Raw genomic sequence first — 22,378 nt, forward strand, 5'->3', positions numbered from 1 at the left:
CAAGCCGCGAACCCAAGGTCATTGCACTGGCCGATTAGCTCATCGCGTTACCAGTTATTAGGATCAGATATATTGCCGGACGGACCAATGTCATTCTTTGGATTGTACCCGGAATCATGTAGATTCCGCATATGCATCTCGTGCTCACTGAGGTCGCCATTGAAACTGGCATTGGCATTGAGTAGAGCGGGGCGGATCGTAGCGCCAATCACTGCGGCGCGATGATGATGGGTCCGGTGTTGTTGGGCTGCTGCCCCTGCATCAGACATTGTAAAAAGAGAAGCAGTTGCGATCACAATAGGAATGACTTTTTTCATGATTGTGCTCCTGTGAAATACCAGCCCGTTAGAAAAACGACGGGAGGTTAGCGGGCGGCCGCCATGATTTCTTGGACTTTGGCGCATCGCGTAACAAAAAGTCCGTACGCAAATTGCAACGTTAGCTAGTGTTCCGTCACTGACAGACGATTCACAAATCGGCGCGAACCTGCAAGTCTGCGCCGATGAGGAAGATCGAACAGATTGCGGTCGGCGCGACCGATCGTGAGCGACTGGAGCGGCTGGTCCGGGGCCGGAACACGCCGCAGAAGGTGGTTTGGAGAGCACGGATCGTGTTGCTGGCAAGCGATGGACTGACGGCGGAGGCGATTGCGGCGGCGGTTGGCAAGAGCCTGCTGACCGTGCGCCGCTGGCGTCAGCGCTACTTGGCGAAAGGCGTGGACGGGCTGCTGAAGGACGCGACCCGGCCATCGCGCGTCAAACCGTTGTCGCCCGAAAAGATCAAGCAGGTTGTGCACATGACGCTGCACGAGAAGCCGCCAAATGCGACCCATTGGAGCGTGCGCAGCATGGCGAAGGCGGTGGGCCTCTCCTACAGCAGCGTCCAGCGTATCTGGCATGCGCACGAACTGAAACCGCATCTCGTCGACACCTTCAAAGTCTCGCGCGACAGGAACTTCGCTGCCAAGGTGGAAGACGTGGTCGGGCTCTATCTCAATCCGCCGGACAAGGCGCTGGTCCTCTGCGTCGATGAAAAGAGCCAAATCCAGGCTCTCGATCGTACCCAGCCCGGTCTGCCCATGAAGAAGGGCCGCGCCGGCACCATGACCCACGACTACAAGCGCAACGGCACTACGACCTTGTTCGCGGCACTCAGCATGGTGGACGGCAAGGTGATCGGGACGTGCATGCCACGCCATCGGCATCGTGAGTTCCTTCGCTTTCTCAGGCTGATCGACCAGCAGACCCCGCCCGGCCTCGACCTGCATCTGGTTGTTGACAACTATGCGACCCACAAAACGCCGGCCGTAAAGCGTTGGCTCAAGGCGCATCCACGCTTCCATTTGCACTTCACTCCGACCTCGGCCTCTTGGCTCAACATGGTGGAGCGCTTCTTTGCCGAGATCACTCGAAACCGCATCCGCCGCGGCACCTTCGAGAATGTCGCCGAACTGAAAAGCGCGATCATGGAATACCTGGAAAACCACAATGCCGATCCAAAGCCCTTCATCTGGACCAAGTCCGCAGGCGAAATCCTCGAAAAAGTCGCCCGTGCGAAACAAGCGTTAGAGTCACAACACTAGATTGAGGCACCGCGCAGGCATCGAGATGGTGGAGCCTCCGACGCCGACGTCGCACAGTCGCCGGCATATGGACCAGCCTCGGCTAGTAGTCGCAGCTATCGGTCGTATTTAGTCAACTCCGGTAACGCTCCCTTGCTGCCGAAACCCGGCGTACGCCGCGATCGAGCTGTGCCATGCGCGGCTTGGTAGCGAGTGCCTGTACTCTTGCACCATTTTGGCAAAGATCGAGGGCCAGCCGCGGCCGAATGCCGCAAACTAAAACATGCTATGGTGAAAAGGTCGGGATAACGTTTCTTGGCTGTAGTCCAAAATTCGGCTGGCCATCAATCAGACAGTCGAGGGAGCCAATGCAGCAGATTGCGGACTGGCTCAACACTCTTGGCCTAGGGCAATACGCGCAGTGCTTTGCCGAGAACGATATTGACCCAAGCGTTCTGCGCGATCTGACCGAATCTGATCTCGAAAAAATCGGCGTCTCGCTCGGCCACCGCAAGAAGATCTTGCGGGCGATCGCGGAGCTCGCTGAGACCGGACCGCGACCCGTGACCGTTCCTCGGACCGAGGCCGAGAGACGTCAGCTCACGGTGATGTTCGCTGACCTTGCTGGCTCGACAGCACTCTCGACGAAGCTCGACCCTGAGGACTTGCGCGATATCATCGGCGCGTACCACCGCTGTTGTGCCGAGCAAATCGAGAAATCTGGCGGGTTCGTTGCCAGATACATGGGCGACGGCGTGCTCGCATATTTCGGCTATCCGCGGGCGGATGAAGACGATGCTGAGCGCGCGGTATGCGCAGGGTTGGCATTGATCACAGCCGTCGCAGGACTCGATACCGGCCCGGAGGCAAGATTGCGAGTGCGGGTTGGCATTGCCACTGGTTTGGTGATCGTCGGCGATCTCATCGGGAAAGGCGCGTCGCAGGAACATGAGGTGGTCGGTGAGACCCCCAATCTGGCCTCACGGCTTCAGGCATTGGCCGAGCCGGATACGGTGATCATCGACAGCAGCACCCGCCGGCTCGTCGGAGGTCTCTTCGAGTATCTCGCTCTCGGGAGCGTGTCCATTACAGGCTACTTCGACCCGGTTCCGGTCTGGCGAGTCATTGGTGCGAGCGCGGTCGATAGCCGCTTCGAGGCCTTGCGCGTATCCAGAACACCACTGCTCGGCCGCGATGAGGAGATCGAGCTGCTGATGCGGCGCTGGCAGCAGATAAAACGCAGCGATGGTTCGGTCGTTCTGATATCGGGTGAGCCCGGCATCGGCAAATCGCGCCTCGCAGAAATCGCGCTGGAACGGCTGAGCGATGATCCACACATCCCCTTGCGCCGCTTCTGCTCGCCGCATCACCAGGACAGCGCACTTTATCCGACCATCTCACAGCTAGAGCGGGCAGCGGGATTCCGGCGTGACGATACGGACCAGCAACGGCTGTCCAAGCTCGAGGCGCTGCTCGCGGAGGCAAACACTGACCTCAGCGAGGCCGTTCCTCTGATCGCGGACCTGCTGTCGGTGCCAATCGGCAATGGCTATCCACCTCTCAACCTCACATCGCAGAAGCGCAAGGAGAAGACGCTTCAGGTCCTCCTGGCCCAGCTCGAGGGGCTGGCGGCGCGCCGGCCCGTGCTGATGGTGTTCGAGGATGTGCATTGGATCGACCCCAGCTCGCTCGACCTGTTGGACCTCATTGTCGACCGGGTCGCCACCCTCCGGGTCTTGCTGATTATCACTTTCCGACCAGAGTTCGCGCCGGCCTGGATCGGGCGCTCGCACGTGACATCGATCAACCTCGGTCGTCTGCCGCGTCCCCAGCGCGCCGAGATGATCATGCGGGTGACCGGCGGCAAGGCGTTGCCCCAGGAGATCGCCGCACAGATCATCGATCGGACCGATGGCGTACCGTTGTTCGTCGAGGAATTGACCAAGGCGGTGATCGAGAGCGGCATGCTGACCGACGCTGGCGACCGCTTCGATGCGAGGGGGCCCGTGCCTCGGCTTGCCATCCCTACCTCGCTCCACGCCTCGCTCCTGGCACGGCTCGATCGCTTGGCACCCGTGCGCGAGATGGCGCAGATCGGAGCCGCCCTCGGGCGGTCGTTCTCGCACGAGCTGATCAGCGCTGTCGCGGCCATGCCGCAGCAACAGGTAGACGGGGCCTTGGCGCAGCTCGTACGCGCCGAATTGGTCTTCCAGCGGGGCAGCCCGCCCGATGCAGAGTACACCTTCAAGCACGCGCTGGTGCAGGACGCAGCCTACAGCACCCTGCTGCGCGGTCGACGCCAGCAGATCCATGCTCGGGTTGCGACGACGCTCGAGAACCAGTTCCCGGAAATCGTGGCCGCTCAACCGCAACTCATGGCCCAGCATTGTGCCGAGGCCGGTTTCAACGAGAAGGCGGTCGGCTACCGACTCAAGGCCGGCCAGCAGGCTGTCGCGCGGTCGGCGATGACGGAAGCAGTGGCGCAGTTGCAGAGGGGGCTCGAATTGCTGGCGAACATGCCCGAGGAGTCGCGGCCCGTGCAGCACGAGCTCGACCTGCAGATTGCCCTCGGGCGGGCCCTGATGGCAGCCAGGGGGTATTCGGCGCCGGCGGTGGCCGATACCCTCGTCAAAGCGCGAGCGCTCGCTGAACGGTTCGATCGACCGGATCGTCTTGCTCCGCTGCTCTATTTCCAATGGGGCTTCCATTCGGTTCGTGCCGAGCACCAGCTGGCGGTGTCGCTTGCCGAGCAGATGGAGAAATTGGGTGAGACAACAAAAGATCAAGCCACTCTGCTGCTGGGTCACTATATCCATGGCGCCAGTTGCCACTATCGCGGGGAGTTTGTGACCGCGCGCGGTCTTCTCGAGCTGTGTGATGGCTTGAGAGATCCGGCCGCTCACGCGATTTGCGCGGCCATAACGGTGGCCGACCCGCACGCGGCGAGCCTAGGTCACTTGGCGCTGACATTGGCGCTTCTGGGCCACATCGATCAGGGCCGCGTACGCGTGGACGAGGCGTTGTCAAAAGCCCGTTCGCTCCACCATCCGTTCACGGTGGCTTTTGTGCTGAGCAAGGTGTGTGCGGTGGAGGCGGCGGCCGGCTTGCCGCATGAGGCAGGACGGCACGCGGAGGAATTGGTGGCTCTCTCGAACGAGCATGGTTTTCCGCTCTGGTTGGGCCTCGGACTTCTCCAACATGGTCGCTCATTGACAGCACTTGGACAGGTGCAGGACGGCCTCGCGTTGCTCGCGAGGGGGCTCTCGGTGCTTCGTGGTGCCGGAGCTGTCGTGCACACGCCGCGTGCGCTCTGCTTTCTCGCCGATGCTCACGCCAAGGTCGGGCATCTGCAGGAGGGACAGAATTGCCTCGTCGAGGCTGGGCAACTGATCGAGACGACCCAGGAGCGGTCCGGTGAAGTCGAGCTGTATCGAGTTCGAGCCGACATAGCGAATGCGCGAGGCGACCAGGCAGCTGCGGAGCAGAATTATCATCGAGCATTTGCTGTGGCGGAGCGTCAGAGCGCGAAGACGTTTGGGCTGCGCGCTGCGACAAGCCTCGCCTGCTTGTGGCGCGACCAGGGTAAGTGCACGCAAGCTCACGACCTCCTCGCGCCGGTGTATGGCTCGTTCACCGAAGGCTTCGACACGCCGGTCCTGCGGGACGCCAGGGCGCTGCTCGACCAGCTGGCCTGATGCAGGTCACGTCTTTGGTGGCGGGATAGCTGCTACTTGCCTGCACTCCAAGGCTTGCCGGACTCTGGTCTATGATCTCATGAAGCGTGATCTGCGATGCGTCGACGGCGCGGAGTGCATGCGCTCGATGCCGTCAGAATGACCGCTTCGGGTGTGCGCCGTGCAAAGGCGGCGCTTTCCAGTGGGGCAAGCCCCACCCGGCAACCGCTCCAGCCGGAAGCAACCGGAGCAGCTATGGAGGTGACGAAATAGCTGAAGCCTTCGGAATGCGTGTCACGAATTGGTGACAGCGCGAGTGTGCAGGCCGTAACGCGAGTGAACGCCGAGCAAGCCTCGAAAAGGACGATGCGTACGCCGACCCGATGACCCTTTCGGGGAAGGCTGACATGGCTGGAGGAATGAACGAAACGATGCGCTCAGCCGCTGCGCCGGGGTAGTGGCGACGGCGTGTACACAAGGAAAGCGTACGCAACATGGGAGGCCCCACGACGTGGTCAGGGATGATCAACCGGACGCCGCGAGGGACAGGCCGGGCGCCGTGGGGATGCGGAGAGGTTCGTAGTACCGCTGAAGCCGGGTAACGCCGGCGGAGGGAAGGGACCTCAGTTCAAGACGAACGCAAGACGTAGTGAGGGACCTGGGGATTGGGCAATCTATCAACTCCGAGAGTGTTCAGAAACTGCAGACGGCGTTGCACGCGAAAGCGAAGGCAGAAGCCGGCTACCGCTTCCATGCCCTGTACGACAAGATCAGCCGGGAAGACATCTTGGCCCATGCCTATGCCCAATGCCGCTCCAACAATGGCGCACCGGGTGTGGACGGTCAGGACTTTGCGGATATCGAAGCGTACGGGGTGCAGCGATGGCTGGGCGAACTGGCGCTTGCGCTCAGGCAGGAGACGTATCGACCGGACCCTGCTAGAAGAGTGTACATACCGAAGGCCAATGGCAAGCTCAGGCCATTGGGCATCTCGACCTTGTGTGATCGGGTCTGCATGACGTCAGCGATGCTGGTGCTAGAACCGATGTTCGAGGCCGACCTTCCACCCGAACAGTGCGCGTACCGTCCCGGGCGAAATGCCCAACAGGCGGTGGTCGAGGTGGAAGCGCAGCTGTACCGCGGTCACCCGGAAGTCGTGGATGCCGACCTCGCGGACTACTTCGGGAGCATTCCGCATGCCGAGCTACTCAAGTCGGTAGCGCGCCGGATCGTGGATCGGCGCGTGCTGCATCTGATCAAGATGTGGCTGGAATCTCCCGTGGAAGAAACCGACGATCGAGGACGGAAGACACGCACGAGGCCCGGGACAAGCGGCGTGGCATCCCGCAAGGCTCACCGATCTCACCATTGCTGGCGAATCTCTAGATGCGCCGGTTTGTGCTGGGAAGATGCCCGGGCTGGATAGAAGCCTAGGCTCTCGCATCGTGAGCTATGCCGACGATCTCGTGATCCTATGCAGGCGGGCAAAGCCGAAGAGGCCTTGTCGCGATTGCGTGAGATCATGGGAAAGCTGAAGCTGACGGTCAACGAGGACAAGACACGAATCTGCAAGGTGCCGGAAGGAGAGTTCGACTTCCTGGGATCGTTCGGACGGATGTACTCAGCGAGAACCGGCCAGGCGCGCCTGGGATACCGGCCATCGAAGAAAAGCATCAAGCGCATGGTGGAAACATACATGCACTGACGGCTCGAACCGGGTTAGGGCAAGACACCACAGAGCTGGTGGCCAAGTTGAATCGCACGCTGCGCGGATGGGTGAACTACTTCAATGTAAGCACTGTCAGCAAGGCGTACCGCGCGATCGACAACTACACCGCTGTGCGGTTGCGGCGGTGGTTGCCCTCCAAGACATCAGGCGACGCAAGGACGGGACTTATCCACTCTCGCACCTCTACGGGCACTTCGGGCTCGTACGCCTAGCTGCGCGCGGACACGGCGTGCCGTGGGTGAAGGCGTGAGGTCTTGTCCGAGAGCTGGATGCGGGAGATCTGCCTGTCCGGTTCGATGAGCGGGATGTGGAAACGGAGTCACGGTCGAACCACTAGGGCACCGCCAGACGAAAGAGGCGGGAACAGATATGTTCGATCCTAAAGCCACCGCGTCACATCTCGACTCCACCAAACGCCACTCGTCCTGCCGGCAATACCTGCCGCTTGATGTCCGGTTTGCCCCGAAAGCGATCGAATAGCTGCACGCAACCAAACGGCGCGAAGGGCCACTGCACAAAGTCGCTGCGCTCCAGCCCGCTGCGCGGGGGCAAGAGCCGAGGGGGCCCGGTAGCCAGTTGAGAGGATAGTGGTAGCACTAAAGAGCCCCGTCCTGAGAATCGAGGTGTTGCAACCCTCACTCAGGAAGGAGCTCTCCATGAGCGATACCAACACAGTCAGTCCGCTGCGTCAGCGTATGATCGAAGACATGGCTGCGCGCAAGCTCAACCCGCACACGCAGCGCGGCCACATTTACAGTTGCAAGCGGTTCGCCGCCTGGCTCAAACGCTCGCCGGATACAGCGACCGCCGACGAGGTGCGGCTATTTCAGCTGCACCTGATCGAGAGCGGGATGAGCATCTGCAACCGCAATCGGATCATGACCGGGGTGCGGTTCCTGTTCCGCGTCACGCTACGTCGTCACGATCTGGCGGCCGAGGTCTGGCACATCAAGGAGCCCGAGAGGCTGCCGCCGGTGCTGAGCCCTGAGGAGGTCAAGCGTGTCCTCACCATGGCGACGAGCCTGAAGGCGCGAGCGATGCTAACGCTGGCCTATGGTTGCGGATTGCGCGCCGGGGAGGTGGTGCGGCTGCGGGCGAGCGACATCGACAGCGCGCAGAAGATCATCCGCATCGTGCAGTCGAAGGGCCGCAAGGACCGGCACGTGATGCTGCCGCCGGAGGTCCTGAGGCTGTTGCGGCAATGGTGGAAGGCGGGGCCGACCGCATCCAACAACGGCGTCGCGCCCGAACAGCGCTGGCTGTTTCCCGGTCGCAGTCAACGTCAGCCACTGACCACGCGTCAGTTCAGCCGGTTGTTCAAGGAGGCCGCCAAAGCCGCGGGGCTGCGCAAGACGGTCCCGCTGCATTCGCTTCGCCACAGCTTCGCGACCCACCTGCTCGAGCGCGGCAGGGACATTCGCGTGATCCAGGCGTTGCTCGGACATTCCAAGCTTGAGACGACAGCCCGCTACAGTCGCGTGGCGATCGGACTGATTGCCAAGATCGAGAGCCCGCTCGAGGGCCTAAGCGCGCCGCGCCGCCGCCGTGCGAAGCGAGGCAGTGAGGAGCCGCCAGCGCCGTAGCGCCGCCGGCCGTGGCTCGGCCAGTTCTGGAGGTCGCGGATATCCTCCGCGACCACGGCCCTGCTTGGCGTGACGCCAATCAGGGGCATGTGAGCCTCGGGCAACTGAAGGTGATGAGTGCGATCGAGCGCTGTCGTACGGCAGCGCTCGGCGGCCACGTCGCGCGCTGCGAGAACACAGCGTGCGGCCACACCGAGATCGCCTACAACTCCTGCCGCAACCGGCATTGCCCGAAGTGCCAGGCTGCGGCGTCACGCCAATGGCTGGCCGACCGCGAAGCGGAGCTGCTGCCGGTGCCGTATTTTCATGTCGTCTACACGCTGCCGAGCGAGCTGCGTGACATCGCCTACCAGAACAAGCGTGTGATCTACAACCTGCTGATGAAGACGGCGGCCGAGACGACGCTCGCCATCGCAAGCGATCCCAAGCGCCTCGGCGCACGGATCGGTATCACGGCCGTGCTGCACACCTGGGGCTCGGCGCTCACCCATCATCCGCACGTGCACATGATCGTGCCGGGTGGCGGGCTCTCGCTCGATAACAGGCGATGGATCGCCGCGCGCTCCGACTTCCTCGTCCATGTCAACGTGCTGGCGCGCCTGTTCCGCGGCAAGATGCTGGCGATGCTCATGCAGGCGCACGCCGCCGGCGCTGAAGTTCTTCAACACCCATGCCGGGCTCGCCGACAAGACAACGTTCAAGCGCTTCATCGCGCCGCTGCGGCGCATCAGATGGGTGGTCTATTGCAAGGCCCCGTTCGCGGGGCCCGCGCAGGTGCTGCGCTATCTCTCCCGTTACACCCATCGTGTCGCCATCTCCAACCGCCGCCTCGTTGCAGCCGACGACGAGGCGATTGCGTTCCGCTGGAAGGACTATCGCGTCAGCGGCCCCGACCGCTGGAAGACGATGCGGCTTCACCCGCACGAGTTCATCAGGCGCTTCCTGCTGCACGTGCTGCCCACGGGTTTCCACCGCATCCGCCACTACGGGCTCTTTGCCTCCACCAACCGCGCCGAGAGCATCGCAACCGCCCGCGCACTCCTCAATGTCGCCCCGTCTGCCGCCGATCCCCAACAAGAGCCGGATGTTGCGCCGGATACGCCGCATGTGCTGCCGTGCCCTTGTCCCCGCTGTGGCGCACGCATGATCGTCATCGAGACCTTCGCACGCGGCTGCGCGCCGAGCTGGCGACCAACACCGATCAGGATCGACACGTCATGACCAACACCGCGTGTAAGCCCTGCAGTTTTCCCGGGCCGATCCGCTGGCTCCACGCCGGCAGCGATCTCGCTCAACCCAATGGCATCTATCAGTGCGCGGATCGTGCGTCGATGCGCTCCGAACAGCCACCAAAAAGCCTATTGCGCCCTGCCGATCTCCTGTCCGTGCAGACACCCTGGTCGAATCCTGCCGGCATCACCTCGACCATCGAGATCGGCGCCAACATCAAATCCCCATAGCACTCGCTGCCCGGCCAGTGCCCAACTTCCCGCGACTTCGTGCCTTGGCGCTTTTTGGACGCCGGTCAGTTGAGCGTGCGGAGCCTCCTCGTTGCCGGCGTCCAAAAACCTGCACAGACAAGACGAACGCAAGACGTAGTGAGGGACCTGGGGATTGGGCAATCTATCAACTCCGAGAGTGTTCAGAAACTGCAGACGGCGTTGCACGCGAAAGCGAAGGCAGAAGCCGGCTACCGCTTCCATGCCCTGTACGACAAGATCAGCCGGGAAGACATCTTGGCCCATGCCTATGCCCAATGCCGCTCCAACAATGGCGCACCGGGTGTGGACGGTCAGGACTTTGCGGATATCGAAGCGTACGGGGTGCAGCGATGGCTGGGCGAACTGGCGCTTGCGCTCAGGCAGGAGACGTATCGACCGGACCCTGCTAGAAGAGTGTACATACCGAAGGCCAATGGCAAGCTCAGGCCATTGGGCATCTCGACCTTGTGTGATCGGGTCTGCATGACGTCAGCGATGCTGGTGCTAGAACCGATGTTCGAGGCCGACCTTCCACCCGAACAGTGCGCGTACCGTCCCGGGCGAAATGCCCAACAGGCGGTGGTCGAGGTGGAAGCGCAGCTGTACCGCGGTCACCCGGAAGTCGTGGATGCCGACCTCGCGGACTACTTCGGGAGCATTCCGCATGCCGAGCTACTCAAGTCGGTAGCGCGCCGGATCGTGGATCGGCGCGTGCTGCATCTGATCAAGATGTGGCTGGAATCTCCCGTGGAAGAAACCGACGATCGAGGACGGAAGACACGCACGAGGCCCGGGACAAGCGGCGTGGCATCCCGCAAGGCTCACCGATCTCACCATTGCTGGCGAATCTCTAGATGCGCCGGTTTGTGCTGGGAAGATGCCCGGGCTGGATAGAAGCCTAGGCTCTCGCATCGTGAGCTATGCCGACGATCTCGTGATCCTATGCAGGCGGGCAAAGCCGAAGAGGCCTTGTCGCGATTGCGTGAGATCATGGGAAAGCTGAAGCTGACGGTCAACGAGGACAAGACACGAATCTGCAAGGTGCCGGAAGGAGAGTTCGACTTCCTGGGATCGTTCGGACGGATGTACTCAGCGAGAACCGGCCAGGCGCGCCTGGGATACCGGCCATCGAAGAAAAGCATCAAGCGCATGGTGGAAACATACATGCACTGACGGCTCGAACCGGGTTAGGGCAAGACACCACAGAGCTGGTGGCCAAGTTGAATCGCACGCTGCGCGGATGGGTGAACTACTTCAATGTAAGCACTGTCAGCAAGGCGTACCGCGCGATCGACAACTACACCGCTGTGCGGTTGCGGCGGTGGTTGCCCTCCAAGCACATCAGGCGACGCAAGGACGGGACTTATCCACTCTCGCACCTCTACGGGCACTTCGGGCTCGTACGCCTAGCTGCGCGCGGACACGGCGTGCCGTGGGTGAAGGCGTGAGGTCTTGTCCGAGAGCTGGATGCGGGAGATCTGCCTGTCCGGTTCGATGAGCGGGATGTGGAAACGGAGTCACGGTCGAACCACTAGGGCACCGCCAGACGAAAGAGGCGGGAACAGATATGTTCGATCCTAAAGCCACCGCGTCACATCTCGACTCCACCAAACGCCACTCGTCCTGCCGGCAATACCTGCCGCTTGATGTCCGGTTTGCCCCGAAAGCGATCGAATAGCTGCACGCAACCAAACGGCGCGAAGGGCCACTGCACAAAGTCGCTGCGCTCCAGCCCGCTGCGCGGGGGCAAGAGCCGAGGGGGCCCGGTAGCCAGTTGAGAGGATAGTGGTAGCACTAAAGAGCCCCGTCCTGAGAATCGAGGTGTTGCAACCCTCACTCAGGAAGGAGCTCTCCATGAGCGATACCAACACAGTCAGTCCGCTGCGTCAGCGTATGATCGAAGACATGGCTGCGCGCAAGCTCAACCCGCACACGCAGCGCGGCCACATTTACAGTTGCAAGCGGTTCGCCGCCTGGCTCAAACGCTCGCCGGATACAGCGACCGCCGACGAGGTGCGGCTATTTCAGCTGCACCTGATCGAGAGCGGGATGAGCATCTGCAACCGCAATCGGATCATGACCGGGGTGCGGTTCCTGTTCCGCGTCACGCTACGTCGTCACGATCTGGCGGCCGAGGTCTGGCACATCAAGGAGCCCGAGAGGCTGCCGCCGGTGCTGAGCCCTGAGGAGGTCAAGCGTGTCCTCACCATGGCGACGAGCCTGAAGGCGCGAGCGATGCTAACGCTGGCCTATGGTTGCGGATTGCGCGCCGGGGAGGTGGTGCGGCTGCGGGCGAGCGACATCGACAGCGCGCAGAAGATCATCCGCATCGTGCAGTCGAAGGGCCGCAAGGACCGGCACGTGATGCTGCCGCCGGAGGTCCTGAGGCTGTTGCGGCAATGGTGGAAGGCGGGGCCGACCGCATCCAACAACGGCGTCGCGCCCGAACAGCGCTGGCTGTTTCCCGGTCGCAGTCAACGTCAGCCACTGACCACGCGTCAGTTCAGCCGGTTGTTCAAGGAGGCCGCCAAAGCCGCGGGGCTGCGCAAGACGGTCCCGCTGCATTCGCTTCGCCACAGCTTCGCGACCCACCTGCTCGAGCGCGGCAGGGACATTCGCGTGATCCAGGCGTTGCTCGGACATTCCAAGCTTGAGACGACAGCCCGCTACAGTCGCGTGGCGATCGGACTGATTGCCAAGATCGAGAGCCCGCTCGAGGGCCTAAGCGCGCCGCGCCGCCGCCGTGCGAAGCGAGGCAGTGAGGAGCCGCCAGCGCCGTAGCGCCGCCGGCCGTGGCTCGGCCAGTTCTGGAGGTCGCGGATATCCTCCGCGACCACGGCCCTGCTTGGCGTGACGCCAATCAGGGGCATGTGAGCCTCGGGCAACTGAAGGTGATGAGTGCGATCGAGCGCTGTCGTACGGCAGCGCTCGGCGGCCACGTCGCGCGCTGCGAGAACACAGCGTGCGGCCACACCGAGATCGCCTACAACTCCTGCCGCAACCGGCATTGCCCGAAGTGCCAGGCTGCGGCGTCACGCCAATGGCTGGCCGACCGCGAAGCGGAGCTGCTGCCGGTGCCGTATTTTCATGTCGTCTACACGCTGCCGAGCGAGCTGCGTGACATCGCCTACCAGAACAAGCGTGTGATCTACAACCTGCTGATGAAGACGGCGGCCGAGACGACGCTCGCCATCGCAAGCGATCCCAAGCGCCTCGGCGCACGGATCGGTATCACGGCCGTGCTGCACACCTGGGGCTCGGCGCTCACCCATCATCCGCACGTGCACATGATCGTGCCGGGTGGCGGGCTCTCGCTCGATAACAGGCGATGGATCGCCGCGCGCTCCGACTTCCTCGTCCATGTCAACGTGCTGGCGCGCCTGTTCCGCGGCAAGATGCTGGCGATGCTCATGCAGGCGCACGCCGCCGGCGCGCTGAAGTTCTTCAACACCCATGCCGGGCTCGCCGACAAGACAACGTTCAAGCGCTTCATCGCGCCGCTGCGGCGCATCAGATGGGTGGTCTATTGCAAGGCCCCGTTCGCGGGGCCCGCGCAGGTGCTGCGCTATCTCTCCCGTTACACCCATCGTGTCGCCATCTCCAACCGCCGCCTCGTTGCAGCCGACGACGAGGCGATTGCGTTCCGCTGGAAGGACTATCGCGTCAGCGGCCCCGACCGCTGGAAGACGATGCGGCTTCACCCGCACGAGTTCATCAGGCGCTTCCTGCTGCACGTGCTGCCCACGGGTTTCCACCGCATCCGCCACTACGGGCTCTTTGCCTCCACCAACCGCGCCGAGAGCATCGCAACCGCCCGCGCACTCCTCAATGTCGCCCCGTCTGCCGCCGATCCCCAACAAGAGCCGGATGTTGCGCCGGATACGCCGCATGTGCTGCCGTGCCCTTGTCCCCGCTGTGGCGCACGCATGATCGTCATCGAGACCTTCGCACGCGGCTGCGCGCCGAGCTGGCGACCAACACCGATCAGGATCGACACGTCATGACCAACACCGCGTGTAAGCCCTGCAGTTTTCCCGGGCCGATCCGCTGGCTCCACGCCGGCAGCGATCTCGCTCAACCCAATGGCATCTATCAGTGCGCGGATCGTGCGTCGATGCGCTCCGAACAGCCACCAAAAAGCCTATTGCGCCCTGCCGATCTCCTGTCCGTGCAGACACCCTGGTCGAATCCTGCCGGCATCACCTCGACCATCGAGATCGGCGCCAACATCAAATCCCCATAGCACTCGCTGCCCGGCCAGTGCCCAACTTCCCGCGACTTCGTGCCTTGGCGCTTTTTGGACGCCGGTCAGTTGAGCGTGCGGAGCCTCCTCGTTGCCGGCGTCCAAAAACCTGCACAGAAGCAGGCCTACGCCCCACACTGCCCTAGGGTTGTCCGATCACCTCGTCGGTGCGCGCGAGCCATCCTTCAAAAGCAGGGGCTCACCTTTCCTTGAAGAGGCTCCAAATGCGTTGCGCCTGATGGAAAAGGGCGCGAGACTCCCAAGTCGAGTTCACCAACGGCGTGTTATGACGCGAAAGCAACAGTGGCCTGAACTGAGGCGTTTTTCTTATGGCCAGCACTCAGTCGCTTTCATCCGATACCGCACTGCGTGACCTGGATGGTATGCTTCCTGATCTGGAGGCCCTCTACAAAGACATTCACTCGCATCCAGAGCTGTCAATGCAGGAGACCCGTACGGCGGGCTTGGCGGCCGACCAACTGCGTGCCGCCGGCTACGAGGTCACGACCTCGATCGGCAAGACCGGTGTCGTCGGCCTGCTCCGGAACGGCGAGGGACCGACCGTTATGCTGCGCGCCGACATGGACGCGCTGCCGATTCAGGAAGTGACCGGCCTTGCCTATGCCAGCAAGGCGACGGCGACGGACAAGGAGGGCAAGACGGTGCCCGTTTCGCACATGTGCGGCCACGACATGCACGTCACCTGGCTCGCGGGCGCTACCAAGCTGATGGCGGAAGCCACGACTTCTTGGCGAGGCACGCTCATGGCGGTCTTTCAGCCCGCGGAAGAAACCGGCGAAGGCGCACAGGCCATGATTGACGACGGTCTGTTCAAGCGCTTTCCGAAACCGGACGTGATCCTGGGCCAGCATGTCATGGTTGGCCCTTCCGGGACGGTCGCCGGGCGCGCCGGCGCGATCACGTCGGCGGCGGACAGCCTGCAGATCCGCCTGTTCGGGCGCGGCGCGCACGGGTCGATGCCCCAGGCCAGCATCGATCCCGTCGTGATGGCCGCCTCGACCGTGCTGCGGCTGCAGACCATCGTATCCCGCGAATTGGCCGCCGCCGACGCCGCCGTGCTGACAGTGGGCGTCCTGCAGGCAGGCACCAAGGAAAACGTTATCCCGGACGAGGCCATCATCAAGCTCAACGTCCGGACCTTCGATGCCGGAGTGCGCTCACGGATGCTGGCTGCGATCGAGCGGATCGCCAATGCCGAAGCGGCCGCTTCGGGGGCGCCGCGGCCGCCGGAGATCACCACCATCGATCGGTACCCCCTGAACGTAAACAATCAGGAAGCCACCAGCCGGGTGGTGGACGCATTCCGAGCACATTTCGGCGCCGAGCGTGTTCGGGCGACGGGACCGGCCCCCGCCAGTGAGGACTTCGGATCGTTCGGGTCCGAATGGCACGTGCCTTCGGTCTTCTGGTTCGTCGGCGGTACCGATCCGGAAGTTTACGCGAAGGCCAAGGAGGCGAACGAAATCAACGAACTTCCGGTGAACCACAGTCCCAAATTCGCGCCCGTTCTCCATCCGACACTGCAGACCGGCGTCGAAGCGCTGGTCGTCGCGGCCCGCGCCTGGCTGCCGGCATAGCGGATGCGAAACCGCCCGATCGGCCAGCGCGCTCGAGGTTTGAGGCAAGGAAAGCCGCGTCATGGACAAGCTGCCTATCGTGCTCGATCTGACGGGGACTTTCGTCTTCGCGCTTAGCGGGGCGTTGGCGGGGACCAAGCGCGGGCTGGACCTGTTCGGCGTTATGGTCTTGTCATTCGCGGCGGGGAATTCGGGAGGCATCACCCGAGACCTCCTGATCGGCGCGGTGCCTCCCGGGGCGGTCGGCGACTGGCGCTATCTCGGCGTGTCGCTCCTGGCCGGCTTCGTCACCTTCTACTTCTCGCGCCTCATCGTGCGGATGTCGAATGCGGTGCTGCTGTTTGACGCGGCGGGACTTGCGCTCTTCGCCGTCGCAGGCTCATCGAAGGCGCTGTCGTTCGGGCTCAATCCGGTGATGGCGATGGTGCTTGGCACGGTTACCGGGATCGGCGGCGGCATGGTGCGGGACGTGCTGCTCGCCGAGATCCCAACTGTGCTGCGCGCGGATCTCTACGCGGTCGCGGCGCTGGCGGCGGCCGCCGTCGTGGTGATCGGTCATGTGCTGTTGTTGCCGGTCGTACCTGTGACGGCGGTGGCGCTGATTTCATGCTTCATGCTTCGCGTCATGGCCATCAGACGCGGTTGGCGGCTCCCGGTTGCGAAAATCGAGAAGCGAGACGATCGGAATACTGCGAAGGAAAATTCGAAAGACAGCGACCGATCTTAGACCGGTTCGTTACGGACTCAGGACGGCTTTGGGTCAAGCGCGTCGGTTCCGCCGCCTTTACCGGCATTTCCGCTCGCCCCCTGAAAGCCGACAATCGGATGATCGCCGGAGTTCGGCGGTGTCATTAACGGAAGTCAGGGATTTCCATGGCATCCCTTAAGAGAACCTCAACTACTGGTTACGTAGCGTGAGGACATATGCGCTGCGTTGCGCATTGAAAGAGCAGGCGCAACTTCAATGAAGCCTAGGAACGCGTTCATTGCCGGATGCTTTATCCTGGCTGGTGTGGGTATCGTTATGGCGGCGATGTCCGGTTCGCTAATCATCAGCAAATTCCCATCATCTGACTTGGCCGAACCCTTCCGTCACCGAGCGACGCACTACAATCAGCAAGGCGCGAATTTCGTCGTATTTTCTTCCTTTGTCTTTTACTTGACGCTGCAAGTGGCGGGCTTTGTCGTCGGCATTTCTCTGATTGGATTTTCAGCCCTTACCGCATGGAAGCATCTGATAAGGCCACGCCCCGTCCCAAAAATTTGATCGGCAGCGATGTCGCCGAGGGTCAATCGTGACGGTTTTGCCCGATCCCGATTAGGTCCGGTCTACGCCCTCAGAGCCGACATGCAGATTTCGTAGCGAAGGGCCAATTTCGGACACCCGCACCGCCACAAACTCGTGCGAAGGACCTGAAAACGCTGGTGCTCTAAAAGCCCTTCATTGGTATTGTGACCTCCTGCTCTGAAGAACGACGCACGGGAGTGGATCACGCGCGCGCTCTGTTCGTCCCGGCGCTTGTCCGCAAAAAGTTCACGCTCAAGGCGGCCACAGCTACTACAAAACGGCGCATGTGGTCCTAATTGCTTTTCTTGTGCTTAATTGCTCTTGGTCGCCGCGCGTACGAAGGCGGCAAGCTCCGAGTTGAAGCGCGGCGCATCCTCGTAGAACGGGAAGTGACCGATCCCGTCATAGATCGAGAGTTTCGCGCCGGGGACGATGGATGCGGTGTATTTCGAGACACCCACCTTGACGTTGCGGTCTTCGGCGCCGTGTGTGACCAGCACCGGTATGGTCAGCTTGGACATGACTTCGGTCGCATCAAGCGGACGACCGGAGAGTCCGGCGCGCACTTTGGGCGGCACCATCATATTGGAAGGCGAGCATGGTCTCGTAGTCGTCGACACTCGGTTGTTTGGAGAAGCAACCGTGCACAAAGACGCGGGTCGCCGAGATGTTGGTCGCCATGTCTTCGGATGCCATCAGTGGCAGGTTCTTGAGGTTGTCGCCGACCAGCTCTGGATCGAACTTGATCGAGGCGTCGACGAAGTTTATGCCGGCGAGTTTGCTCGTGCCGTGGGTCGTCACGTAGTCGGAGATGACGCGCCCGGCATAGGACGAGCCGACCAGCACCGGGTGCTCGAGGCCGGCCGCTTCCATGACGGCTTGCACCTCGTCGCCCCACGCTTTCGAGTCGCGATAGTACTTGGGATCGAGCGGCTTATCGGAATTGCCATGGCCGCGCAAATCGTAAGTCACGATGTGAAATTCTTTGGCGAGATCGCTGTTGAATTGGCGCATCCACGACATGTAACTTTGTGAAAAGCCATGAATGAACAGGATTTCGGGGCCGGTCGGGTTGCCCCATTCTTGGGCGGATATGGTCAGTCCGTCTGGGGTGTTCACCCTGATCGGTTTATATTTGGGTTCATCTGTGAGAGCAGGCGACGTTATGGCGACCAACAATACGGCAGCAGTTATTACCGTGAAACGGCGACCGGATGACGCGAACGGATTCATGAGTATCCTCCCTCGCCTGGTTTTAAATGTTTGTGATGTGTGAAGGCTAACATGTGTCGCGCGGCCGGGCCATTGATTTGAAACCCAACTTCGCGACTGCCCATGGCTATCTCGGCGAAAGGCTCGTCCTTCCCGGGCGGTGGAATCTCCCAGCCGCGATACTCACCGATGGAGTCTCAAAGCTGGCGTCTGCCCAGAGCGTTGGCGGATGAAGTTTGCCGCGGTGCGTGAGTCTGCAATGGGCCAATAAGCGACCTTAGCCGTGTGGCCCGGTCACCCAATCCGTCGTACAATATCTCATCGGTTGGGTTGCGAGCCATGGAGCAGGAGCTACCAGTCCGCGTGGAGCGCAGGCTGTCGGCGATACTGGCCGCCGACGTTGCTGGCTATTCGCGGCTAATGCACAATGACGAAGAGGCTACGCATGGCAAAATGACGGCGCTCCTTAAGGATGCTGTTCCCTCAGCAATTACAGAACACGGCGGCCGCATTGTGAAGAATACCGGGGACGGTTTCCTGGCAGAGTTTGCGAGTGCGGTCGAGGCGGTTCGGGCTGCTATACAGTTTCAGGGCCGTATCAAGGAGCTTACAGTCAGCGACGCGGAAGATAAGCGCATTGCCTTCCGCGTCGGGATCAATATCGGCGACGTAATCGTCGAGGCGCATGACATATTCGGGGACGGCGTTAATATTGCGGCGCGGCTCCAATCGGCGGCAGAGCCCGGAGGGGTCTGCATCTCTGGTAGCGTTCACGATCAGATCCGCAACAAGCTTTCGCTTTCCTTCGAATTCCTGGGTGAACAGAAATACAAGAATATTCCTCAGCCGGTCCGAACCTATTCCATCAATGCGCTCAACGGTCCTTTGCCTACTTCCACCAAGAAGTGGCGCAACGGAAAATGGTTGGGAGCCGCTTCTGTATTCATCCTACTGCTAACAATCGGATCTTGGGCTTATACAGTTCGTCAACAGCAGCAGACGGCAAAGGCGCAGGACGGTCAGTATGCCGGACAAGTTTGCCTCGGGCCGGATCGCGAAGAGGCAGCTCGCTGCTACATGGTGAATGTCGCTACCGTCCACAACGGTAAGATTTCGGCAAGATATCCAGCGCGGGCGCCAAACAGAGACGTTGTTATCGCCGGCGACGTTTCACCGTCGGGAGACGTCAAGATGGAGCTGAACGTTGAAAACAACAACGGCCTTCGAGTGAGCACCGCCCATCTATCTGGAACGCTAAAGAACGGTCAACTCAACGCGACTGGCGGAACTGCGGTTCGAACCATCGACATTGAGTGGCATCGCCAGTAGCTCGAAGCTACTGCCATTCATACGGAAGCGCAGCACCGTCGGTTTTGGGTCAATCGTGACGGTTTTGCCCGATCCCGATTAGGTCCGGTCTACGCCCTCAGAGCCGACATGCAGGCGAGAGGCGGATTTCGTAGCGAAGGGCCACAGCACAAAGTCGCTGCGCTCCAGCCCGCTGCGCGGGGGCAAGAGCCGAGGGGGCCCGGTAGCCAGTTGAGAGGATAGTGGTAGCACTAAAGAGCCCCGTCCTGAGAATCGAGGTGTTGCAACCCTCACTCAGGAAGGAGCTCTCCATGAGCGATACCAACACAGTCAGTCCGCTGCGTCAGCGTATGATCGAAGACATGGCTGCGCGCAAGCTCAACCCGCACACGCAGCGCGGCCACATTTACAGTTGCAAGCGGTTCGCCGCCTGGCTCAAACGCTCGCCGGATACAGCGACCGCCGACGAGGTGCGGCTATTTCAGCTGCACCTGATCGAGAGCGGGATGAGCATCTGCAACCGCAATCGGATCATGACCGGGGTGCGGTTCCTGTTCCGCGTCACGCTACGTCGTCACGATCTGGCGGCCGAGGTCTGGCACATCAAGGAGCCCGAGAGGCTGCCGCCGGTGCTGAGCCCTGAGGAGGTCAAGCGTGTCCTCACCATGGCGACGAGCCTGAAGGCGCGAGCGATGCTAACGCTGGCCTATGGTTGCGGATTGCGCGCCGGGGAGGTGGTGCGGCTGCGGGCGAGCGACATCGACAGCGCGCAGAAGATCATCCGCATCGTGCAGTCGAAGGGCCGCAAGGACCGGCACGTGATGCTGCCGCCGGAGGTCCTGAGGCTGTTGCGGCAATGGTGGAAGGCGGGGCCGACCGCATCCAACAACGGCGTCGCGCCCGAACAGCGCTGGCTGTTTCCCGGTCGCAGTCAACGTCAGCCACTGACCACGCGTCAGTTCAGCCGGTTGTTCAAGGAGGCCGCCAAAGCCGCGGGGCTGCGCAAGACGGTCCCGCTGCATTCGCTTCGCCACAGCTTCGCGACCCACCTGCTCGAGCGCGGCAGGGACATTCGCGTGATCCAGGCGTTGCTCGGACATTCCAAGCTTGAGACGACAGCCCGCTACAGTCGCGTGGCGATCGGACTGATTGCCAAGATCGAGAGCCCGCTCGAGGGCCTAAGCGCGCCGCGCCGCCGCCGTGCGAAGCGAGGCAGTGAGGAGCCGCCAGCGCCGTAGCGCCGCCGGCCGTGGCTCGGCCAGTTCTGGAGGTCGCGGATATCCTCCGCGACCACGGCCCTGCTTGGCGTGACGCCAATCAGGGGCATGTGAGCCTCGGGCAACTGAAGGTGATGAGTGCGATCGAGCGCTGTCGTACGGCAGCGCTCGGCGGCCACGTCGCGCGCTGCGAGAACACAGCGTGCGGCCACACCGAGATCGCCTACAACTCCTGCCGCAACCGGCATTGCCCGAAGTGCCAGGCTGCGGCGTCACGCCAATGGCTGGCCGACCGCGAAGCGGAGCTGCTGCCGGTGCCGTATTTTCATGTCGTCTACACGCTGCCGAGCGAGCTGCGTGACATCGCCTACCAGAACAAGCGTGTGATCTACAACCTGCTGATGAAGACGGCGGCCGAGACGACGCTCGCCATCGCAAGCGATCCCAAGCGCCTCGGCGCACGGATCGGTATCACGGCCGTGCTGCACACCTGGGGCTCGGCGCTCACCCATCATCCGCACGTGCACATGATCGTGCCGGGTGGCGGGCTCTCGCTCGATAACAGGCGATGGATCGCCGCGCGCTCCGACTTCCTCGTCCATGTCAACGTGCTGGCGCGCCTGTTCCGCGGCAAGATGCTGGCGATGCTCATGCAGGCGCACGCCGCCGGCGCGCGCTGAAGTTCTTCAACACCCATGCCGGGCTCGCCGACAAGACAACGTTCAAGCGCTTCATCGCGCCGCTGCGGCGCATCAGATGGGTGGTCTATTGCAAGGCCCCGTTCGCGGGGCCGCGCAGGTGCTGCGCTATCTCTCCCGTTACACCCATCGTGTCGCCATCTCCAACCGCCGCCTCGTTGCAGCCGACGACGAGGCGATTGCGTTCCGCTGGAAGGACTATCGCGTCAGCGGCCCCGACCGCTGGAAGACGATGCGGCTTCACCCGCACGAGTTCATCAGGCGCTTCCTGCTGCACGTGCTGCCCACGGGTTTCCACCGCATCCGCCACTACGGGCTCTTTGCCTCCACCAACCGCGCCGAGAGCATCGCAACCGCCCGCGCACTCCTCAATGTCGCCCCGTCTGCCGCCGATCCCCAACAAGAGCCGGATGTTGCGCCGGATACGCCGCATGTGCTGCCGTGCCCTTGTCCCCGCTGTGGCGCACGCATGATCGTCATCGAGACCTTCGCACGCGGCTGCGCGCCGAGCTGGCGACCAACACCGATCAGGATCGACACGTCATGACCAACACCGCGTGTAAGCCCTGCAGTTTTCCCGGGCCGATCCGCTGGCTCCACGCCGGCAGCGATCTCGCTCAACCCAATGGCATCTATCAGTGCGCGGATCGTGCGTCGATGCGCTCCGAACAGCCACCAAAAAGCCTATTGCGCCCTGCCGATCTCCTGTCCGTGCAGACACCCTGGTCGAATCCTGCCGGCATCACCTCGACCATCGAGATCGGCGCCAACATCAAATCCCCATAG

At 62.2% G+C, this 22,378-nt stretch carries 23 protein-coding genes and 2 pseudogenes; 22 read left to right on the forward strand and 3 right to left on the reverse strand.

All coding sequences use genetic code 11. The features are described 5' to 3' along the window. Nucleotides 1-47 precede the first annotated feature (47 nt). The gene (locus P6U23_RS09355) at nt 48-317 is read right to left on the reverse strand and encodes a hypothetical protein (RefSeq protein WP_407179300.1); all 270 of its coding nucleotides are present in this window, start codon (nt 315-317) and stop codon (nt 48-50) included. Nucleotides 318-502: 185 nt separating this feature from the next. Between P6U23_RS09355 and P6U23_RS09360 the strand changes: the two genes are divergently transcribed. The 17 genes and pseudogenes from P6U23_RS09360 to P6U23_RS09440 all read left to right on the forward strand — a co-directional run bounded on the left by P6U23_RS09360 (nt 503) and on the right by P6U23_RS09440 (nt 17,136). After that, the gene (locus P6U23_RS09360; RefSeq protein WP_407179302.1) at nt 503-1,582 is read left to right on the forward strand and encodes an IS630 family transposase; all 1,080 of its coding nucleotides are present in this window, start codon (nt 503-505) and stop codon (nt 1,580-1,582) included. Nucleotides 1,583-1,929: 347 nt separating this feature from the next. Then, nucleotides 1,930-5,256, forward strand: coding sequence for an AAA family ATPase (locus tag P6U23_RS09365; RefSeq protein WP_407179303.1), 3,327 nt, complete (start codon nt 1,930-1,932; stop codon nt 5,254-5,256). A 691-nt stretch (nt 5,257-5,947) separates the two neighbouring features. Beyond that, nucleotides 5,948-6,661, forward strand: coding sequence for a reverse transcriptase domain-containing protein (locus tag P6U23_RS09370; RefSeq protein ID WP_407179305.1), 714 nt, complete (start codon nt 5,948-5,950; stop codon nt 6,659-6,661). 75 nt (nt 6,662-6,736) lie between these two features. Then, complete coding sequence (locus P6U23_RS09375) at nt 6,737-6,940, forward strand: hypothetical protein (RefSeq protein ID WP_407179307.1); 204 nt, start codon at nt 6,737-6,739, stop codon at nt 6,938-6,940. A 38-nt stretch (nt 6,941-6,978) separates the two neighbouring features. Next, nucleotides 6,979-7,176 (forward strand): group II intron maturase-specific domain-containing protein, encoded by a 198-nt coding sequence (locus P6U23_RS09380; protein WP_407179309.1) that lies wholly within the window; start codon nt 6,979-6,981, stop codon nt 7,174-7,176. A 444-nt stretch (nt 7,177-7,620) separates the two neighbouring features. After that, the gene (locus P6U23_RS09385; RefSeq protein WP_407176356.1) at nt 7,621-8,547 is read left to right on the forward strand and encodes a tyrosine-type recombinase/integrase; all 927 of its coding nucleotides are present in this window, start codon (nt 7,621-7,623) and stop codon (nt 8,545-8,547) included. A gap of 11 nt (nt 8,548-8,558) precedes the next feature. Beyond that, a pseudogene (locus P6U23_RS09390) lies at nt 8,559-9,768 on the forward strand (IS91 family transposase). Next, entirely contained in the window at nt 9,765-10,007 is a 243-nt protein-coding gene (locus tag P6U23_RS09395; protein ID WP_407176359.1) for a hypothetical protein, read from the forward strand. The pseudogene P6U23_RS09390 and the gene P6U23_RS09395 overlap by 4 nt, the downstream one beginning before the upstream one ends. A gap of 201 nt (nt 10,008-10,208) precedes the next feature. Next, nucleotides 10,209-10,922 (forward strand): reverse transcriptase domain-containing protein, encoded by a 714-nt coding sequence (locus P6U23_RS09400; protein WP_407179305.1) that lies wholly within the window; start codon nt 10,209-10,211, stop codon nt 10,920-10,922. Nucleotides 10,923-10,997: 75 nt separating this feature from the next. Beyond that, the gene (locus P6U23_RS09405) at nt 10,998-11,201 is read left to right on the forward strand and encodes a hypothetical protein (RefSeq protein ID WP_407179307.1); all 204 of its coding nucleotides are present in this window, start codon (nt 10,998-11,000) and stop codon (nt 11,199-11,201) included. Between the two features lie 38 nt (nt 11,202-11,239). Next, nucleotides 11,240-11,476, forward strand: coding sequence for a group II intron maturase-specific domain-containing protein (locus P6U23_RS09410; RefSeq protein WP_407179310.1), 237 nt, complete (start codon nt 11,240-11,242; stop codon nt 11,474-11,476). Between the two features lie 406 nt (nt 11,477-11,882). Further along, a complete protein-coding gene (locus P6U23_RS09415) occupies nt 11,883-12,809 on the forward strand; it encodes a tyrosine-type recombinase/integrase (RefSeq protein ID WP_407176356.1) in 927 nt (308 codons plus the stop codon). An 11-nt stretch (nt 12,810-12,820) separates the two neighbouring features. Further along, nucleotides 12,821-14,032, forward strand: a complete 1,212-nt coding sequence (locus tag P6U23_RS09420; RefSeq protein ID WP_407176357.1) for an IS91 family transposase — start codon at nt 12,821-12,823, stop codon at nt 14,030-14,032. Further along, a complete protein-coding gene (locus tag P6U23_RS09425; RefSeq protein WP_407176359.1) occupies nt 14,029-14,271 on the forward strand; it encodes a hypothetical protein in 243 nt (80 codons plus the stop codon). Before P6U23_RS09420 ends, P6U23_RS09425 begins: the two co-directional genes overlap by 4 nt. A gap of 329 nt (nt 14,272-14,600) precedes the next feature. Then, a complete protein-coding gene (locus P6U23_RS09430) occupies nt 14,601-15,869 on the forward strand; it encodes a M20 family metallopeptidase (protein ID WP_407179312.1) in 1,269 nt (422 codons plus the stop codon). 61 nt (nt 15,870-15,930) lie between these two features. Continuing rightward, the gene (locus P6U23_RS09435; protein WP_407179314.1) at nt 15,931-16,596 is read left to right on the forward strand and encodes a trimeric intracellular cation channel family protein; all 666 of its coding nucleotides are present in this window, start codon (nt 15,931-15,933) and stop codon (nt 16,594-16,596) included. 237 nt (nt 16,597-16,833) lie between these two features. Continuing rightward, complete coding sequence (locus P6U23_RS09440) at nt 16,834-17,136, forward strand: hypothetical protein (RefSeq protein WP_407179316.1); 303 nt, start codon at nt 16,834-16,836, stop codon at nt 17,134-17,136. Nucleotides 17,137-17,468: 332 nt separating this feature from the next. Here the strand turns inward: P6U23_RS09440 and P6U23_RS09445 are convergent, their stop codons facing one another. Both P6U23_RS09445 and P6U23_RS09450 read right to left on the reverse strand, forming a co-directional pair. Further along, nucleotides 17,469-17,678, reverse strand: coding sequence for an alpha/beta fold hydrolase (locus P6U23_RS09445; RefSeq protein ID WP_407179318.1), 210 nt, complete (start codon nt 17,676-17,678; stop codon nt 17,469-17,471). Between the two features lie 13 nt (nt 17,679-17,691). Next, nucleotides 17,692-18,276, reverse strand: coding sequence for an alpha/beta fold hydrolase (locus tag P6U23_RS09450; RefSeq protein ID WP_407179320.1), 585 nt, complete (start codon nt 18,274-18,276; stop codon nt 17,692-17,694). Between the two features lie 432 nt (nt 18,277-18,708). On the opposite strand from P6U23_RS09450, the pseudogene P6U23_RS09455 reads away from it, so the two are divergent. The 5 genes and pseudogenes from P6U23_RS09455 to P6U23_RS09475 form a co-directional block, all read left to right on the forward strand. Next, a pseudogene (locus P6U23_RS09455) lies at nt 18,709-19,236 on the forward strand (adenylate/guanylate cyclase domain-containing protein); the annotation flags it as partial. A gap of 752 nt (nt 19,237-19,988) precedes the next feature. Continuing rightward, entirely contained in the window at nt 19,989-20,915 is a 927-nt protein-coding gene (locus P6U23_RS09460) for a tyrosine-type recombinase/integrase (RefSeq protein WP_407176356.1), read from the forward strand. Between the two features lie 11 nt (nt 20,916-20,926). Beyond that, the gene (locus P6U23_RS09465) at nt 20,927-21,574 is read left to right on the forward strand and encodes a transposase zinc-binding domain-containing protein (RefSeq protein ID WP_407179321.1); all 648 of its coding nucleotides are present in this window, start codon (nt 20,927-20,929) and stop codon (nt 21,572-21,574) included. 76 nt (nt 21,575-21,650) lie between these two features. Beyond that, nucleotides 21,651-22,139 carry a transposase gene (locus P6U23_RS09470; protein ID WP_407179323.1) on the forward strand — a complete coding sequence of 163 codons (489 nt, stop codon included), beginning with the start codon at nt 21,651-21,653 and terminating at the stop codon, nt 22,137-22,139. Then, entirely contained in the window at nt 22,136-22,378 is a 243-nt protein-coding gene (locus P6U23_RS09475; protein WP_407176359.1) for a hypothetical protein, read from the forward strand. The genes P6U23_RS09470 and P6U23_RS09475 overlap by 4 nt, the downstream gene beginning before the upstream one ends.

It is taken from the genome of Bradyrhizobium sp. STM 3562, assembly GCF_045571435.1.
GTDB lineage: Bacteria > Pseudomonadota > Alphaproteobacteria > Rhizobiales > Xanthobacteraceae > Bradyrhizobium.

What these genes read in the sequence shown, in the direction of transcription:
- P6U23_RS09360 (WP_407179302.1), top strand. Translation starts at nt 503, where the DNA reads ATGAGGAAGATCGAACAGATTGCGGTCGGCGCGACCGATCGTGAGCGA.
- P6U23_RS09440 (WP_407179316.1), top strand. Translation starts at nt 16,834, where the DNA reads ATGAAGCCTAGGAACGCGTTCATTGCCGGATGCTTTATCCTGGCTGGT.
- P6U23_RS09395 (WP_407176359.1), top strand. Translation starts at nt 9,765, where the DNA reads ATGACCAACACCGCGTGTAAGCCCTGCAGTTTTCCCGGGCCGATCCGC.
- P6U23_RS09470 (WP_407179323.1), top strand. Translation starts at nt 21,651, where the DNA reads ATGGGTGGTCTATTGCAAGGCCCCGTTCGCGGGGCCGCGCAGGTGCTG.
- P6U23_RS09460 (WP_407176356.1), top strand. Translation starts at nt 19,989, where the DNA reads ATGAGCGATACCAACACAGTCAGTCCGCTGCGTCAGCGTATGATCGAA.
- P6U23_RS09355 (WP_407179300.1), bottom strand. Translation starts at nt 317, where the DNA reads ATGAAAAAAGTCATTCCTATTGTGATCGCAACTGCTTCTCTTTTTACA.
- P6U23_RS09415 (WP_407176356.1), top strand. Translation starts at nt 11,883, where the DNA reads ATGAGCGATACCAACACAGTCAGTCCGCTGCGTCAGCGTATGATCGAA.
- P6U23_RS09445 (WP_407179318.1), bottom strand. Translation starts at nt 17,678, where the DNA reads ATGTCCAAGCTGACCATACCGGTGCTGGTCACACACGGCGCCGAAGAC.
- P6U23_RS09425 (WP_407176359.1), top strand. Translation starts at nt 14,029, where the DNA reads ATGACCAACACCGCGTGTAAGCCCTGCAGTTTTCCCGGGCCGATCCGC.
- P6U23_RS09435 (WP_407179314.1), top strand. Translation starts at nt 15,931, where the DNA reads ATGGACAAGCTGCCTATCGTGCTCGATCTGACGGGGACTTTCGTCTTC.
- P6U23_RS09365 (WP_407179303.1), top strand. Translation starts at nt 1,930, where the DNA reads ATGCAGCAGATTGCGGACTGGCTCAACACTCTTGGCCTAGGGCAATAC.
- P6U23_RS09475 (WP_407176359.1), top strand. Translation starts at nt 22,136, where the DNA reads ATGACCAACACCGCGTGTAAGCCCTGCAGTTTTCCCGGGCCGATCCGC.
- P6U23_RS09430 (WP_407179312.1), top strand. Translation starts at nt 14,601, where the DNA reads ATGGCCAGCACTCAGTCGCTTTCATCCGATACCGCACTGCGTGACCTG.
- P6U23_RS09385 (WP_407176356.1), top strand. Translation starts at nt 7,621, where the DNA reads ATGAGCGATACCAACACAGTCAGTCCGCTGCGTCAGCGTATGATCGAA.